13 protein-coding genes are annotated in these 15,064 nt (G+C 74.2%); 7 read left to right on the top strand and 6 right to left on the bottom strand.

Annotation, left to right across the window (positions count from 1 at the left end; translation table 11 throughout):
* Positions 1–9: 9 nt before the first annotated feature.
* Entirely contained in the window at positions 10–1,623 is a 1,614-nt protein-coding gene (locus AMK13_RS12225; RefSeq protein ID WP_074002237.1) for an ABC-F family ATP-binding cassette domain-containing protein, read from the bottom strand.
* 522 nt (positions 1,624–2,145) lie between these two features.
* On the opposite strand from AMK13_RS12225, the gene AMK13_RS12220 reads away from it, so the two are divergent.
* The 4 genes from AMK13_RS12220 to AMK13_RS12205 all read left to right on the top strand — a co-directional run bounded on the left by AMK13_RS12220 (position 2,146) and on the right by AMK13_RS12205 (position 6,695).
* On the top strand, positions 2,146–3,378 hold the full coding sequence (locus tag AMK13_RS12220; RefSeq protein WP_074002236.1) for a hypothetical protein: 1,233 nt from the start codon (positions 2,146–2,148) through the stop codon (positions 3,376–3,378).
* Positions 3,379–3,530: 152 nt separating this feature from the next.
* Positions 3,531–5,168, top strand: a complete 1,638-nt coding sequence (locus tag AMK13_RS12215) for an ABC-F family ATP-binding cassette domain-containing protein (protein ID WP_074002235.1) — start codon at positions 3,531–3,533, stop codon at positions 5,166–5,168.
* 157 nt (positions 5,169–5,325) lie between these two features.
* Positions 5,326–6,009, top strand: coding sequence for a nitroreductase family protein (locus AMK13_RS12210; protein WP_074002234.1), 684 nt, complete (start codon positions 5,326–5,328; stop codon positions 6,007–6,009).
* A gap of 83 nt (positions 6,010–6,092) precedes the next feature.
* Positions 6,093–6,695, top strand: coding sequence for a GNAT family N-acetyltransferase (locus tag AMK13_RS12205; protein ID WP_079272071.1), 603 nt, complete (start codon positions 6,093–6,095; stop codon positions 6,693–6,695).
* 28 nt (positions 6,696–6,723) lie between these two features.
* On the opposite strand, the gene AMK13_RS12200 is transcribed toward AMK13_RS12205, so the two are convergent.
* Positions 6,724–7,677 (bottom strand): aldo/keto reductase, encoded by a 954-nt coding sequence (locus AMK13_RS12200; protein WP_049658731.1) that lies wholly within the window; start codon positions 7,675–7,677, stop codon positions 6,724–6,726.
* A 345-nt stretch (positions 7,678–8,022) separates the two neighbouring features.
* Between AMK13_RS12200 and AMK13_RS12195 the strand changes: the two genes are divergently transcribed.
* Complete coding sequence (locus AMK13_RS12195) at positions 8,023–9,546, top strand: carbohydrate binding domain-containing protein (protein ID WP_079272070.1); 1,524 nt, start codon at positions 8,023–8,025, stop codon at positions 9,544–9,546.
* A 63-nt stretch (positions 9,547–9,609) separates the two neighbouring features.
* Here AMK13_RS12195 and AMK13_RS12190 read toward each other — a convergent pair whose 3' ends face one another.
* Positions 9,610–10,353: an SDR family oxidoreductase gene (locus AMK13_RS12190; protein ID WP_074002233.1), complete on the bottom strand. Its 744-nt coding sequence runs from the start codon at positions 10,351–10,353 to the stop codon at positions 9,610–9,612.
* 115 nt (positions 10,354–10,468) lie between these two features.
* Here AMK13_RS12190 and AMK13_RS12185 point away from each other — a divergent pair, with 115 nt between their 5' ends.
* Entirely contained in the window at positions 10,469–11,149 is a 681-nt protein-coding gene (locus tag AMK13_RS12185; RefSeq protein ID WP_074002232.1) for a TetR/AcrR family transcriptional regulator, read from the top strand.
* A 5-nt stretch (positions 11,150–11,154) separates the two neighbouring features.
* On the opposite strand, the gene AMK13_RS12180 is transcribed toward AMK13_RS12185, so the two are convergent.
* Positions 11,155–11,745 (bottom strand): TetR/AcrR family transcriptional regulator, encoded by a 591-nt coding sequence (locus tag AMK13_RS12180; protein ID WP_074002231.1) that lies wholly within the window; start codon positions 11,743–11,745, stop codon positions 11,155–11,157.
* Between the two features lie 130 nt (positions 11,746–11,875).
* On the opposite strand from AMK13_RS12180, the gene AMK13_RS12175 reads away from it, so the two are divergent.
* Positions 11,876–12,895 carry a hypothetical protein gene (locus AMK13_RS12175; RefSeq protein WP_074002230.1) on the top strand — a complete coding sequence of 340 codons (1,020 nt, stop codon included), beginning with the start codon at positions 11,876–11,878 and terminating at the stop codon, positions 12,893–12,895.
* Positions 12,896–12,967: 72 nt separating this feature from the next.
* Here AMK13_RS12175 and AMK13_RS12170 read toward each other — a convergent pair whose 3' ends face one another.
* Both AMK13_RS12170 and AMK13_RS12165 read right to left on the bottom strand, forming a co-directional pair.
* Positions 12,968–13,504, bottom strand: a complete 537-nt coding sequence (locus AMK13_RS12170) for a hypothetical protein (protein WP_049651396.1) — start codon at positions 13,502–13,504, stop codon at positions 12,968–12,970.
* A 106-nt stretch (positions 13,505–13,610) separates the two neighbouring features.
* Positions 13,611–14,825, bottom strand: a complete 1,215-nt coding sequence (locus AMK13_RS12165; RefSeq protein ID WP_241852849.1) for a serine hydrolase domain-containing protein — start codon at positions 14,823–14,825, stop codon at positions 13,611–13,613.
* Positions 14,826–15,064 lie beyond the last annotated feature (239 nt).

Genomic DNA, 15,064 nt, shown 5'->3' with positions numbered 1-15,064 from the left:
CGGTAGGCGCTACATCGGCTCCACCGTCCGCAGTTCGCCGTCCAGCTCCAGCCACCGGGTGAGGCCCAGGCCGCGCAGGAACGGCAGGTCGTGGCTGGCCACGATCAGCGCGCCCCGGTACGCGGACAGCGCCTGGGTGAGCTGGCGGACGCTGGCGAGGTCCAGGTTGTTGGTCGGCTCGTCGAGCAGCAGCAGCTGCGGCGGCGGGTCGGCCAGCAGCAGGGCGGCCAGCGTCGCCCGGAACCGCTCGCCGCCGGAGAGGGTGGCGGCGGGCTGGTCGGCCCGGGCGCCGCGGAACAGGAAGCGGGCGAGCCGGGCGCGGACCGCGTTGTCCCCTGCGGTGGGGGCGAACAGCTTGACGTTCTCCACGACGGAGCGCTCCTCGTCCAGCAGGTCGAGCCGCTGCGGGAGGTGCCGCAGCGGCACCGGGGTGATGACCTCCCCCGCCGGCGGGGCGAGTTCGCCCGCGATGGTGCGCAGCAGCGTCGTCTTGCCGGCGCCGTTGCGGCCGACCAGGGCGATCCGCTCGGGCCCGCGCAGGTCGAGGTCGGCCGTGGTGCCGTGGGGCAGCCGGACCCTGTCCAGGGTGAGCACGGTGCGCCCGGCCGGGACGGCGGTGCGCGGCAGGTCGATCCGGATCTCGGCGTCGTCCCGGACGGCCTCCTCGGCCGCGTCGAGCCGGGCCTTGGCCTCCTCCAGGCGCTCGGTGTGCATGCCCTGGAGCCGGCCGGCCGTCTCCTGGCCCTTGCGCTTGAGCATCCCGGCGAAGATGTGCGGGTCGTTGCGGGTGACCGAGCGCTTCTTGCCGTACGCGGCGCTGCGGTCCAGCCGGATGCGGGCCTCGGCCAAGTCCCGCTTCTGGCGCCGGACGTCGGCCTCGGCGTTGCGCAGCAGCCGCTCGGCCGTCTCCTGCTGGGCCGCGAGGGTGCGTTCGTACTCCTCGAAGTTGCCGCCGTACCAGGTGACTTCGCCGTCCCGGAGGTCGGCGATCTGGTCGACGTGCCGGAGCAGCTCGCGGTCGTGGCTGACGATCAGCATCACACCGTTCCAGCCGGCCACCGTCTCGTAGAGCCGCTCGCGGGCGGCCCGGTCGAGGTTGTTGGTGGGCTCGTCGAGCAGCAGGACGTCGGGGCGGGCCAGCAGCAGGGCGGCCAGCCGCAGCAGCACGGCCTCGCCGCCGGAGAGTTCGCCGGTGGTCCGGTCGAGGCCGAGGCGGTGCAGGCCGAGCCGGTCGAGGGTGGCGCGGGCGCGCTCCTCGACGTCCCAGTCGTCGCCGACCGCGTCGAAGTGGCGCTGGTCGGTGTCGCCGGACTCGATGGCGTGCAGGGCCTCGCGGGCGGCGCGGATGCCGAGCGCCTCGTCCACCCGCAGGGTGGTGTCGAGCGTCAACCCCTGTGGCAGGTAGCCGAGTTCGCCGTCGATGCGGACGGTGCCGCCGGTCGGGGTGAGCTCGCCCGCGATCAGCCGCAGCAGGGTGGACTTGCCCGCGCCGTTGAGCCCGATCAGGCCGGTGCGGCCGGGGCCGACGGCGAGCTGGAAGCCGTCCAGGACGGGCTTGCCGTCGGGCCACTCGAACGAGAGCTCGGTGCAGAGGACGGCGGTGGTGGTGGGGTGGTGTGCCATACAGGCCTCCCGGGGTGGTTGCCGAAGGGGTGGTGAGCAACACGGGGAGACACCGCGGGTGCGGAAACCGGGCACGGCCGGGGGAACGAAGGGGTGGCGTCACGCAGAGGAGTGCCACGGGCCGTGACTGAGGTCGCACACTCGCGCACCGCGCGACGGCAGCAGGGCCTGCGCGGCGGGGGCGGTGTCCCGGGACCTCAGTAGAGCAACGGCCTTCTCCTTGTCTGGCTGATGACCCGGACCACGCTAGGCAGCCCGCCCGGGGCGTGCAACCGATTTACCGGCCGCCGGGCCCGCCGCGACCACCGCGCGACCCGCCGGGCGTACCCCCGGGACCGCCCCGCGACGGGCCCCCGGTGCCGATCCCGTGCCCATCCGGTGACGGCCCCGTCCCGGTCCGGTGCGGAATTCGGGAGTCCCCCGGACGCATGGCAGACTCCTCACCTGCCATGCCTGCGGCCGAGTGGGGCCGCACCCGGGGAACGGGCCGCATGGCGGTAGTCAACAGGGGGATTTGAACTCATGTCACCGATATCCCGGCCGGGCCGTGCCGTCCTGGGCGCCTCCGTCGTCGCGCTGACCATGGTGGTCGCCACCGCGTGCGGCCCCGACAACGCCGACCCGGCCGTGACCGCGGCTCCCGGCGTCACGGCCGGCGCCTCCGGCACGCCGGGCGCGGCTCCGATCAAGCTTCCGACGCTCGAAGAGCTGAAGACCTGGAAGCTGGAGGACTGGGACAAGTGGGCCCAGGCCAACGTGATCACCCCGGCGGTCAAGGGTTACTGGACCCTGCAGAAGCTGCTGGACGCCAAGCCGAAGCCGCTGCCGCAGCCCGCCCCGGAGGGGACCCAGCCGCCCGCGCAGCCCACCGGCGCCGCGCCGGCCACCAGCGCGCCGGCCACCGCCGCGCCCACGGCCCAGCCCACCGCGGCCCAGCCCGGCGGTGGCGGCGGCGCGGACCAGCTGCCCGCGATGGTCCCGGCCAAGCCCGTGGCGCACCCGTTCCCGAAGAACATGCACGTCAACGGCAAGATCTTCTTCAAGGACGGCAACGAGGACTACGTGTGCTCCGGCACCGTCGTCTCCGACCCGGCCAACCCCGGCAAGAGCAACCTGGTGTGGACCGCCAGCCACTGCCTGCACGGCGGCAAGGGCAACAAGTACTACACCGACATCACCTTCGCCCCGGCCTTCAACAGCAACGGCGTGCTGAGCAACGGCAACAAGCAGGCCAAGCTGGAGGACGCCGAGCCGTACGGCGAGTGGACCGCCACGTCCGGCATGGTCTCGCCGCAGTGGGCCGCGGAGGCCGACCCCGAGAAGGGCGGCCCGTGGAGCCAGTACGACTTCGGCATCGTGAAGGTCGCCAACCCCAGCCCGGGCGGCAAGTCGCTGGAGGAGACCGTCGGCGGCTCCGTCCCGCTCTGGTTCAACGCCCCGCGTGACCAGGTCGGCTCCGTCAGCAACTACGGCTTCCCGGAGGGCAAGCCCTTCGACGGCGTGGAGCTGGAGCACTGCGACGGCGGCAAGCCGTCCAAGAAGACCGGCGACCCGAGCCGCCCGGCGATGCTGCTGATCGGCTGCAACATGACCGGCGGCAGCAGCGGCGGCGGCTGGTACGCGACCAAGGACGGCAAGCCCGCCCTGGTCAGCGACACCTCCATCGGCAACGGCGCGAACACCTACGAGGCCGGTCCGTACCTGGAGGACGTGGCCCAGCACATGTTCGAGTACTTCTCGAAGAAGGCCAAGTGAAGAAGGCCGAGTGACCCGCTCCGACGAAGGCCGAGTGGTCTTCCGAGCGGCGCGGTGACCCGCTGAGCGGTGATCCGGGGGCCGCGGCCGCGACGGCCGCGGCCCCCGTCTTTTCGGCCGGACGCCCGGCTCCTCCTACAATCGGGCTCATCATGAGCGCCACACTCGTAGTCAAGGACCTCAGCGCCGGCCACGGCGAACGCACCCTCTTCTCCGGCCTGGACCTGGTCGTCGCCCCCGGCGACGTGATCGGCCTGGTCGGCGTGAACGGCGCCGGCAAGTCGACCCTGCTGCGGCTGCTGGCCGGCCTGGACACCCCCGAGGGCGGCTCGCTGCGGCTGAGCCCGGCGAGCGCCAACGTCGGCCACCTGCCGCAGGAGCCGGAGCGGCGCGAGGGCGAGTCGGTGCGCGACTTCCTGGCCCGCCGCACCGGTGTGGCGGCCGCGCAGGCCGCGCTGGACGAGGCCACCGAGGGCCTGGTCGAGGGCCGGCCGGGCGCCGACGACGCGTACGCCGTCGGCCTGGAGCGCTGGCTGGACCTCGGCGGCGCCGACCTGGAGGAGCGCGCCGAGGAGGTCGCCGACTCGCTCGGGCTGAAGGTCTCGCTGGACCTGCCGATGACCGCCCTGTCCGGCGGCCAGGCCGCCCGGGCCGGCCTCGCCTCGCTGCTGCTCTCCCGCTACGACGTCTTCCTGCTCGACGAGCCCACCAACGACCTCGACCTGGACGGCCTGGAGCGGCTGGAGTCCTTCGTCAAGGGCCTGCGCACGGGCACCGTGCTGATCAGTCACGACCGCGAGTTCCTGGCCCGCACCGTGACCAAGGTGCTGGAGCTGGACCTCCACCAGCAGCAGGTCAACCTGTACGGCGGCGGCTACGAGGCGTACCTGGAGGAGCGGGCGGTGGCCCGCCGGCACGCCCGCGAGGAGTACGACGAGTACGCCGACACCAAGGCCTCGCTGGAGGCCCGGGGCCAGATGCAGCGCAACTGGATGGAGCACGGCGTCCGCAACGCCCGCCGCAAGAGCAGCGACAACGACAAGAACGCCAAGGCGAAGCGCACCGAGTCCACCGAGAAGCAGGCCTCCAAGGCCCGGCAGACCCAGCGGATGATCGAGCGGCTGGACGTGGTCGAGGAGCCGCGCAAGGAGTGGGAGCTGCGGATGGAGATCGCCACCGCGCCGCGCTCCGGCTCGGTGGTGGCCACCCTGCGCGCGGCCGTCGCCAAGCGCGGCGACTTCTCCTTCGGCCCGGTGGACCTGCAGATCGACTGGGCCGACCGGGTCGCCATCACCGGCGCCAACGGCGCGGGCAAGTCCACGCTGCTGGCCGCCCTGCTCGGCCGGCTCGAACTCGACGGCGGCAGCGCCTCGCTGGGCTCCGGCGTGGTGGTCGGCGAGGTGGACCAGGCGCGCGGGCTGTTCCTGGGCGGGGAGCCGCTGCTGGAGGCCTTCGCGGCCGCCGTGCCGGAGCTCGCGCCGGAGGACGTGCGCACCCTGCTGGCCAAGTTCGGCCTCAAGGCGGTGCACGTGCTGCGCCCGGCCGGCACCCTCTCCCCCGGTGAGCGCACCCGGGCCGCGCTGGCGCTGCTGCAGGCCCGCGGGGTCAACCTGCTGGTGCTGGACGAGCCCACCAACCACCTGGACCTGCCCGCGATCGAGCAGCTGGAGTCCGCGCTCGGCTCGTACACCGGCACCCTGCTGCTGGTCACCCACGACCGGCGGATGCTGGACACGGTGGCGGTGAACCGGCGGATCGAGGTCCGGGACGGGCGGGCGCACGAGCTGTAGGGGTCGCCGGGCCCGGGGAGCGGGACCGGCCGCCGGCCGGATCGCCTCCGGGGATCGGTCTCGGGATTGGCCTCCGGGATCGGTCTCCGGGGATTGGTCTCTACCTCTTCCCGGAAACCCCCTCCCGGAGGGGCCGTCATGTGCTGTGCTGTGCGCCATGGTTGACAGCACTGACAGCGCCGTGGCGGGGACGTCCCACCCGACCGTCCCGCTCACCCCCATGACGGTGCCCGCCCACGAGGCCGAGGCCCGCAGCAGGTCCTTCCACGACGTGATGGCGCAGCGCCGGACCGTCCGCGACTACTCCACCCGCCCGATCCCGGACGGGGTGGTCGAATGGGCGGTCCGGACCGCCTCCACCGCGCCCAGCGGCGCGCACGTCCAGCCCTGGCGGTTCGTGGTGATCACCGACCCGGAGCGCAAGCGGCGGCTGCGCGAGGCGGCCGAGACCGAGGAGCGCGAGTTCTACGGCCACCGGGCGTCCGAGGAGTGGCTGGCCGCGCTCGCCCCGATCGGCACCGACTGGCGCAAGCCGTTCCTGGAGGACGCGCCGGCCGTGATCGTGGTGTTCGAGGTGCACAAGGGCCCCGAGTCGCCGCGCCCGTACTACACCAAGGAGTCGGTGGGGATCGCGGTCGGGCTGCTGCTGGCCACGCTGCACCAGGCCGGCCTGGCCATGCTGACCCACACCCCGAGCCCGATGAAGTTCCTCAACGAGGTGTGCGACCGCCCGGCGGAGGAGCGCGCCGCGTACGTCATCCCGGTCGGCTACCCGGCCGAGGGGGCGCGCGTGCCGGACCTGCGGCGCAAGGAGCTCGACGAGGTGATGGTCCGGCTCTGACGCGCCGGGGTGCGGCCGGGCGCGCCCGCCACCAGAGGGATATCCGATGGTGACAGGTCCCGGCCAAGGACATAATCGCCGCCATGAGCCAAGCACAGCCACGGCCCTGCGGCCTCGCCCCGCCGCTGGTGGAGGCGACCGTCGGGCGGCCGCCGGAACGGCTGCGGCTGCCCGGCGGCCTCTGGCTGCGGCGCCGCCGCAGCAGCCACACGGCGGCGCTGAACCAGGCCGTCCGCGCCAACCTGGACCACCTGCGGCCCTGGATGGAGTGGGCGGCCGAGGCCCCCTCCCGGGCCCGGACCGCCGAGCTGACCCGGGCCGGCGCGGCCGCCTGGGAGGCCGGCACCGACTTCATGTACCTGGCCGGCCTGGACGCCGAGCCCGGCGGCGTGATCGGCGCCTTCGGCCTGCACGGGCGGATCGGCCCGGGCGCGCTGGAGATCGGCTACTGGGTCGCCGCCGGGCACGTCGGCCGGGGCATCGCCACCACCGCGGCCGGGGCGCTGACCGAGGCCGCGCTGGCCCTGCCCGGGATCACCCGGGTGGAGATCCGCTGCGACCGGGCGAACGGCGCCAGCGCGGCCGTCCCGCGCAAGCTCGGCTACCGGCTGGACCGGGTCGCGGAGGCCGCCGTCCGGGCTCCGGGCGAGACCGGACGGCAGCTGGTGTGGGTGCGGGAGCGCTGACGGCGCGGGTACGGGGGCAGCGCCGCCGTCAGTAGCGCTCGCCGGTCGCGGCCGGCAGCGCGTCCAGCTCGGCCAGGTCCGCCGCCGAGAGCTCGATCCCGGCCGCCCCCACGTTGTCCACCAGGTAGCGCGGCGTCCTGGTGCCCGGGATCGGGAAGACGTACCGGCCCTGCGCCAGCACCCAGGCCAGCGCGACCTGCGCCGGGGTGGCGCCGATCCGCTCGGCGACCGCCCGGACCTTCCCGACCAGCGCCAGGTTGGCCCGCAGCGCGTCGTGCTGGAAGCGCGGCAGCCGGCGGCGGAAGTCGTCGGCGGGCAGCTCCTCGATGGAGGTGATGCCGCCGGTCAGGAAGCCCCGGCCGAGCGGCGAGAACGGCAGGAAGGCGATGCCCTGCTCCTCGGTGTACGGCAGCACCTCGGCCAGCGCGTCCCGGGTCCACAGCGACAGCTCGGACTGCACCGAGGCCACCGGGTGCACGCTCTGCGCCCGCTTGATCTCCTCGACGCCCGCCTCGGAGAGGCCGATGCTCCGGGCCTTGCCCGCCGCGACGACCTCGGCGAACGCGCCCCAGGTCTCCTCGATCGGGACCTGGGGGTCGACCCGGTGCAGCTGGTAGAGGTCGACGTGGTCGGTGCCCAGCCGGCGCAGGCTCTCGTCGATCGAGCGGCGCACGTGCTCGGGCCGGCCGTTGCGCTCCTGCTGGCCCGCGCCGCCCGGCACGATGCCGACCTTGGTGGCCAGGAAGGCGCGCTCCCGGTACGGGCCGGCCAGCGCGGCGCCGACCACCTCCTCGTTGGTGTACGGGCCGTACATGTCGGCGGTGTCGATCAGGCCGACGCCGAGGTCCAGCGCCTGCCGGATCACCCGGACCGACTTCTCGTCGTCCCGGTCCCGCTCGGTGTAGGCCCAGGTCATGCCCATGCAGCCGAGACCGATGACGCCGATCTCCGGGCCGCTCGTGCCGAACGAGGCGTTGCGCATGGTGGTGCTCCCGTCGTGGTCTCCGCGGCTCCCGTGGGGGTGGCCGCGGTGTTCGCGTGGTGGTGCGTGATCAACGCCCTCAGCTTTCACCTTGGAGTGCACTCAAGGTCAAGCCCCCTCATCCCCGGGCCCGCCGCGACCGCCGCCCGGCATCGTCTTAACCGTTCCTAAAACCTGTCCCTGACGGGGCGTCCGAGGCCGGGAAATGCTTGACGTGCACAGCTGGTCTAGTCCAGTTTGATGCTCAGCACCGCGCTCCCCCACCCCGGACCACCCCAGGCCGCCGCCCGCCCCGCGCCTCCCCCTCGCGGCGCGGGCGGCCCCCACGTCCCGAGAGGCACCCCCATGCCCAGCGCGCCCCAGCACGCCCCCACGCACCGCCGCCCCGCCCGCCGGACCACTCTGCTGAGCCTCGCCGCCGCCACCGCGCTCGCCGCCGGCGGCCTGGCCGTCCTCGCCGGGAACGCCGGGGCCGCCGACGGCAACCTGCTCGCCAACGGCGGGCTGGAGAGCGGCGCGCTCGGCCCGTGGAGCTGTTCGGCCGGCACCGGGAGCGTGGTCGACTCCGGCGCGCACAGCGGGACGTACGCGCTCAAGGGGGCGGTGGGCGCGAGCGACACCGCGCAGTGCGGCCAGACCGTCAGCGTCCGGCCCAACACCACGTACACGCTCAGCGCCTGGGTGCAGGGCCGGTACGTCTACCTCGGCGCCACCGGCAGCGGCGTCACCGACCCGGCCACCTGGACCGCCGGCGGCGCCGACTGGCAGCAGCTGTCCACCAGTTTCACCACCGGGGCGGCCACCACCAGCGTCACCGTGTACCTGCACGGCTGGTACGGGCAGGGCGGCTACCTCGCCGACGACATCGCCCTGACCGGCCCGGGCGGCGGCAACCCGACCACCCCGCCGCCGAGTTCGACCCCGCCGAGCCCGACCGGCACCCCGACCGGCACGCCCACCGGCGGCCCGGGCACCCCGGCGCCGAACGTCGCGCTCCCGGTCGCCCCGTTCATCGACATGGGCGCCTGGCCGACCCCCTCGATGCCCGACCTGGCCAAGGCCGCCGGCCTCAAGGGCTACACGATGGGCTTCGTCACCGGCGTCGGCTGCAAGGCCAGCTGGTTCAACGCCTACGACCCGCGCACCGCCTGGGCCAAGGACCAGGTGGACGCGCTGCGCGCGGCCGGCGGCGACGTCAAGGTCTCCTTCGGCGGCGCCGCCGGCACCGAACTCGCCGCCGCCTGCACCACGGTGGACTCGCTGTTCGCCGAGTACGACGCGGTGGTGAGCGCCTACAACCTGCGCTACGTCGACTTCGACATCGAGGGCGCGGCCATCGCCGACACCGCCGCCAACGACCGCCGCTCGGCCGCGCTCGCCAGGCTCCAGCAGGCCCACCCGGGCCTCAGGGTCTCCTTCACCCTGCCCGTCCTGCCCGAGGGCCTGACCTCCGAGGGCGTCGCCATCGTCAAGTCCGCCCGGGACGCCGGGGTGGCCGTCGACCTGGTCAACATCATGGCGATGGACTACTACCGGAGCGGCCTGGACTACGGCAACGCCGCCGTCCAGGCCGCCCAGTCGCTGTTCGGCCAGCTCAAGGCGCTCTACCCGGCGAAGACCGACGCCCAGCTGTGGGCCATGGTCGGCGTCACCCCGATGATCGGCGAGAACGACGACCACCAGGTCTACAACCAGGCCGACGCCCAGCAGTTGGTGGCCTTCGCCCGGCAGAACCACCTCGGGATGCTCTCCTTCTGGGACGCCACCCGGGACGCCAACGCCTGCACCGGCGGCTCGCTGTCCAAGTGCACCAACATCCCGCAGCAGCCGTACGAGTTCGCGAAGATCCTCGGCCAGTACGCGGGCTGAGCCCACCGGCCGCCAGCCGCCGGGCAGTCGACCACACGCCCGGTGGCCGGCCCAGCGGTCGGCTCAGCGGCCGGTCGGGAGGTTCGCCCCGCCGGTGCAGTCGAGCACCACACCCGTGACGAAGCCGTTGGCGGCCAGCAGGTGGATCGCCCGGGCGACGTCCTCCGCCCGGCCGACCCGGCCGACCGGGGTGGTGGCGGCGAGGCCCTCGAACAGCGCGGCCCGCTGCTCGGCCGGTACGCGGTCCCACCACGGGGTGTCGATCACGCCGGGCGAGACGGCGTTGACCCGCAGCGGCGCCAGCTCGACGGCCAGCGGCGGCACCATCGCCTCCAGCGCGCCGTTGATGGCGGCCAGTCCGGCGGTGCCGGGGAAGGCGGCGCGGGCCGAGGCGGCGGTGATCAGGGTGACCGAGCCGTCCTCGCGCAGGTGCGGCAGCGCCGCCTGGAGCACGCGCACCTGCGGCCAGAACTTGGCGTCGAAGCCGGCCGCGAGTTCGGCCAGGTCGAGCTGGGCGAACGGGCCGGCGCCGGCCGCGCCGCTGACCGCGACGACCAGGTGGTCGACCGCGCCGGTCGTGGCGAAGAAGGCGGCGAGGGCGGCCGGGTCGGTCGCGTCCAGCGGGTGCCCGGTGGTCTTGCCGCCGATCCGGGCGACGGCGGCGTCCAGCCGGTCGCGGTCGCGGCCGGTCACCACGACCTCGGCGCCGTCGGCGGCGAAGGCGGTGGCCGTGGCCTCGCCGATGCCCGAGCTGCCGCCCATCACGACGACGCGCTGTCCGGCGAAGGGGGTTGACGCAGTGCTCATGGTGGTGGGGCCTTTCGACTTGTCGAGACTGTCGGTTCCGGAAATGATGGTTGTCGAGACTGATAGTCTTGTCAAGGGGGATCGGGGAGAGGCACGCCGGAGGAGAGGGAGCACGATGAGCGAGACCGAGGGCACCGAGGGCACCGAGGGCACCGAGGCCGCCCCGGCGGCACGCCCGCACACCGGACGCCGCCGCAACGAGGCCGCCCACCGCGCGATCCTCGACGCCGCGCTGCGCCTGCTCGCCGAGTCCGACGGCACCCCCGTCACCATCGACGCCATCGCCCGCGCGGCCGGCGTCGGCAAGCAGACCGTCTACCGCTGGTGGCCCTCCAAGGGCGCCGTCCTGCTCGACGCCCTCACCGACCGCGCCGACCAGGACGTGTCCGGCCCCGACACCGGCGACCTGCGCGCCGACCTGCGCGCCTTCGTCAGCACCACCTTCGAGGCGGCCCAGCGCGACACCACCGCCCCCGCACTGCGCACCGTCGCCCGCGAGGCCGCGCGCGACCCGCACCTCGCCGACCTGATGCGGAGCTTCACCGCCACCCGCCGCACCGCGCTGCGCGAACTCCTCACCCGGGGACGCGAGCGCGGCGAACTGTCCGCGGACGCCGATCCGGACCTCATCGCCGACCAGGTCTACGGGGTGTTCTGGTACCGCTTCCTGCTCGGGCACGGGCCACTGGACGCGGGCACCGCTGAGCGGCTCGCCGACTCACTGCTCACGGGGAACGCCCGCGGGAACGCCGAGGCGAACACCGCGGCGAACACCGAGGGGAACCGCGGCCGTTAGCTCCGCTACCGCCCCTGACCGCGCCCGCGCACCAGGGGCAGGTACACCTCGTCGACGATCTCCACCAGCACGTCGTCCGGCGCCGTCGGCACCCCGCGCGCCATGAACTCGTTGCGCAGCAGCACCATCGCCACCGTCGCCACCCGGGGGTGCAGCGCCTCGGGGGCGGCCTCGCCGCGGGCGACGGCGCGGCCCAGGACGGTGAGCCAGGGCGCGGCCACGGCGTCGCCGGACTGGTCCTGCAACTGGGCCAGGAACTCCGTGGCGCCGCCGGCCGCGGCCAGCAGCTCGCGCAGTACGGCGCCCAGCGGGGAGCTCCAGTGGCGGTTCGCCTGGCGGAGCAACTCCAGGGCGTCGCCGCGCAGTTCACCGGTGTCGGGGAGCGGGGCGGTCTTCGCGAGCTGCTTGTACGCGGCGATGCCGAGCGCCAGCCGGTTGGGCCAGCGGCGGTAGATGGCGTTCTTGTTGGTGCCCGCGCGGGCGGCGACCTTGTCCATGGTCAGCCCGGCGTACCCGGCCCCGGTGAGCTCCTCGACCGCGGCGCTCAGGATCGCCTCCTCCAGCGCCGCCCCGCGCCGCCGCGTCTGCCCGGCCATGCCCTCGCTCCGCCCAGTCCGCCCGCCGATACCGCCCGTACCCTCCCCATCCTTCTTGCCGTGCCGGGCCGTCGGCAACTACGGTACTGGCCGTACCGTAAATTCTCTCTCGCCGGAAAGGCGGAAGAACGTGCGCACCAAGGGAATCAGCTACGACACCGGCTTCATCAGGGACGGGGCGTACTCCCGCGCCTGGTTCGACTCCGAGGCGGTCGAGCGTGAGCTGCGGATCATCCGGGACGACCTGCACTGCACCGCGGTCCGCATCATGGGCGGCGACCCGGAGCGGATCGAGCTCGCCGCCGGCCACGCCGCCGACCTGGGCCTGGAGGTCTGGTTCTCGCCCTACCCGCTGGAACTGAGCACCGACGCGATGCTCGCGCTCCTCACCGACTGCGCCGAGCGCGCCGAGCGGCTGCGGCGGCGCGGCGCCGAGGTGGTGTTCGTCGCCGGCGCCGAACTCAGCCTGATGAACCCGGGGTTCCTGCCCGGCTCCGACATCGGTGAGCGCCTCGCCCTGCTCGCCCGGCCCGAGCAGGTGCGCGAACACCTCGGTGCGGTGAGCGGCCGGGTCAACGCGTTCCTCGCCGAGGCGGTGGCCGCCGTCCGGGCCCGGTTCGGCGGGCGCGTCACGTACGCCGCCGTACCGCTGGAGCGCGTCGACTGGGAGCCCTTCGACCTGGTCTCCCTGGACCTGTACCGCTCCGCCGAGACCGCCGACCGCTTCGCCGGCGGCGTCCGCGACCTGACCGCCCAGGGCAAGCCGGTCGCCGTCACCGAGTTCGGCTCCGCCACCTTCCGCGGCGCCGGCGACCGGGGCGCGAACGGCCTGGACATCGTCGAGTACGCCGACGGGGGCCCGGTCCGCCTGGACGGCGTCTACGAGCGGGACGAGGCCGGGCAGGCCGCGTACGTCCGGGAACTGCTGGAGGCCTTCGACGCCGGCGGCATCGACGCCGCCTTCGTCTTCACCTTCGCCCTCTACGACCACGTCCACCGCCCGGACGGGGACCCCCGCGACGACCTCGACCTCGCCAGCTACGGCGTCGTCAGGACCTACGAGGACCGCACGGGCATCACCTACCCCGGCCTGCCCTGGGACCCGAAGGAGGCGTTCTCCGCCGTCGCCGAGTACTACCGCACCCACTGAGCCGCCCGCCGCGGAAGCGCGGGAAGTCGGCCGGGCCGACTTCCCGCGCACGGGCCCGCCCGCGGCCGGGCGTCAACGGGCCGGAGCGGCGGCGGGGCGACGGCGGCGGTGGTAGGCCCAGGCCAGGGCGAGGGTGATCGGGCCCCAGAACATCGCCGTCGAGGTGCAGACCCGCCCCAGGAGCAGCCACCAGCCGTTGCTGTAGCCGACCTCCTCGAACACCCCCAGCCAGCCGAGCGGCATCCCGTCGAACAGGGCCGCCAGGACCAGCCCGCCGAGCACGGCCGGGACGACCGCCGCGAGCGGCGGCACCCGGCGGCCCCGCAGCACGGGCACCCAGCGCGGGAACACCTCGCCCCAACCGCTGACCAGCCCCAGGGTCAGGAGCGTCAGCGCCTCGGTGAGCACGCTCAGACCGATCACGTACGGGGCGGCCCACCAGACGTAGGCCGGGGCCTGCGGGTCGACGGTGCCCATCCGGAAGTCGAACGCGAACGGCAGCCGCCACAGGCAGTGCGGCAGCACGATGAACGGGAGGGCCTTGGCGAGCCGCAGGGCCCACCGGGGAACGGGGCGCTCGGTGTCGCCCACCGGGATGGTCTTCAGCATGCGTCCACGCTCCCGGACACCGCCCCCGCCGCACGTCCACCGCTCGGCCCGTCCCCCTCCCCCGCGCGAGCCAGCCGCCCGTCCGACCAGCGGCGGAGACGGGCCGTCAGCTGATGGACCCCAACCCGAAGGCGGACTTCAGCAGCCCGAGGGCGTACGGGGTCTCGGTGCCCTTCAGCGTGGTCGGGTCGACCGAGTACACGACCGTCCGGGAGAGGTCGCGGGTGGCGAAGACGCCGCTGGTGGAACCGGGCCGGGAGCCGGTCTTGCCCCAGGCCACGACGCCGCCGGAGGCGAGGCGCACGAGGCCCATGCTCAGGCACGCCGTGTCGTCCGGGCAGTAGCGGTTGCCCGGGGCGACGGGCACCTCCGGGACGGTGAACAGCTCCTCCTGCTGGGCCGGCGGGAGGAGGCGGCCCCGGAACAGGGCGGTCATGAAGCGGTCCAGGTCGGGGGCGCTGGAGATCATGCCGCCCTCGGCCCAGGGCCACGGGCTCTGCTCGGTGACGTCCACGCGGTGCGAGCCGCCGTCGGCGTCGGGGACGGTCAGGTACGGGCGGGTCGCGGGGCGCCGCAGCGCCGGGTCGTCGGCGTCCGGGAGGGAGGTGTCGCGCAGGCCGAGCGGGCCGATGATCCGACGGCGCAGCTCGTCGGCGTAGCGGTGGCCGGTGACCTTCTCGACGACCAGCCCGGCGACGAAGGTGTTCATGCCGTTGTACTGCTGGGCGGTCCCGGCGTCGAAGGCCGGCGACTGCCCGGCCATCGAGGCGACGATCTCCTCGGGGGTGGGCGCGTCGAGCCGGTGCTCGGCGAACCAGCCGGTGGTGCCGTCGCCCCAGTACGTGTTGTCGCCGGTGGGCAGTCCGCTGGTGTGGTTGAGCAGCTGTCCGACCGTGACCGCCCCGAACTGGGCGGGGAGGTCCGGGAGGTACCGTCGGACGCTGCCGTCGAGGTCGATCCGGCCCTCGGCGGCGAGTTGGAGGACGACGGTGGCGGTGAAGACCTTCGAGATCGACCCGATCCGGAACCGGCCCTGCGGGTCCACGGCCGCCCCGCCCTCCGCCGAGCTGCCCTCGAACCTTCCGGCGGAGCCGGTGACCCGCACGAACCCGGCGGAGACGTCGGCGGCGGGCCGCTGGGCGAGGGCGGCCCGGAGCGCCGCCGGGTCGAGCGGCGACAGTGCGGACGGGCTCGCCGTCGTCGCCGACACGGTGGAGGTGGTGGCGAGGGCGGGCGTGCCCGCCCCGACCGTCAGCGCGGCCGCCAGGGCGGCGGAGGCGGCCACGACGGCCCAACGGTTGCGGTTCGTGTGCGCGTTCACGTGCGGTCCGGCTCCAGACTGGTCGTCGTCCGGGCCGGTGGTTCCCGGCCCGGACGACGAGTCTTCCGATCCCGCTCGCCCGGGGCATCAGGGGCGGGCAGCCGCCGTCCCCTGATCTTCCGTCAGGGTTCACCCGGAGGCGCGACACAGGAGGCTGTGGGCGGAGTCCGACTCGAACATCTGAGGACCCGACTGATCACTCCGCAGGACGGGAGCACCGATCACACCGATCACCCGCT

This window comes from Streptomyces sp. CB02056 (assembly GCF_001905545.1).
GTDB lineage: Bacteria > Actinomycetota > Actinomycetes > Streptomycetales > Streptomycetaceae > Kitasatospora.
The sequence above is the reverse complement of the archived record's forward strand: the minus strand, read 5'-3'. Positions and strand labels throughout refer to the sequence as shown.

What these genes read in the sequence shown, in the direction of transcription:
- AMK13_RS12225 (WP_074002237.1), bottom strand. Translation starts at nt 1,623, where the DNA reads ATGGCACACCACCCCACCACCACCGCCGTCCTCTGCACCGAGCTCTCG.
- AMK13_RS12185 (WP_074002232.1), top strand. Translation starts at nt 10,469, where the DNA reads ATGAGCGAGACCGAGGGCACCGAGGGCACCGAGGGCACCGAGGCCGCC.
- AMK13_RS12200 (WP_049658731.1), bottom strand. Translation starts at nt 7,677, where the DNA reads ATGCGCAACGCCTCGTTCGGCACGAGCGGCCCGGAGATCGGCGTCATC.
- AMK13_RS12215 (WP_074002235.1), top strand. Translation starts at nt 3,531, where the DNA reads ATGAGCGCCACACTCGTAGTCAAGGACCTCAGCGCCGGCCACGGCGAA.
- AMK13_RS12220 (WP_074002236.1), top strand. Translation starts at nt 2,146, where the DNA reads ATGTCACCGATATCCCGGCCGGGCCGTGCCGTCCTGGGCGCCTCCGTC.
- AMK13_RS12180 (WP_074002231.1), bottom strand. Translation starts at nt 11,745, where the DNA reads ATGGCCGGGCAGACGCGGCGGCGCGGGGCGGCGCTGGAGGAGGCGATC.
- AMK13_RS12205 (WP_079272071.1), top strand. Translation starts at nt 6,093, where the DNA reads ATGAGCCAAGCACAGCCACGGCCCTGCGGCCTCGCCCCGCCGCTGGTG.
- AMK13_RS12210 (WP_074002234.1), top strand. Translation starts at nt 5,326, where the DNA reads ATGGTTGACAGCACTGACAGCGCCGTGGCGGGGACGTCCCACCCGACC.
- AMK13_RS12190 (WP_074002233.1), bottom strand. Translation starts at nt 10,353, where the DNA reads ATGAGCACTGCGTCAACCCCCTTCGCCGGACAGCGCGTCGTCGTGATG.
- AMK13_RS12170 (WP_049651396.1), bottom strand. Translation starts at nt 13,504, where the DNA reads ATGCTGAAGACCATCCCGGTGGGCGACACCGAGCGCCCCGTTCCCCGG.
- AMK13_RS12195 (WP_079272070.1), top strand. Translation starts at nt 8,023, where the DNA reads ATGCCCAGCGCGCCCCAGCACGCCCCCACGCACCGCCGCCCCGCCCGC.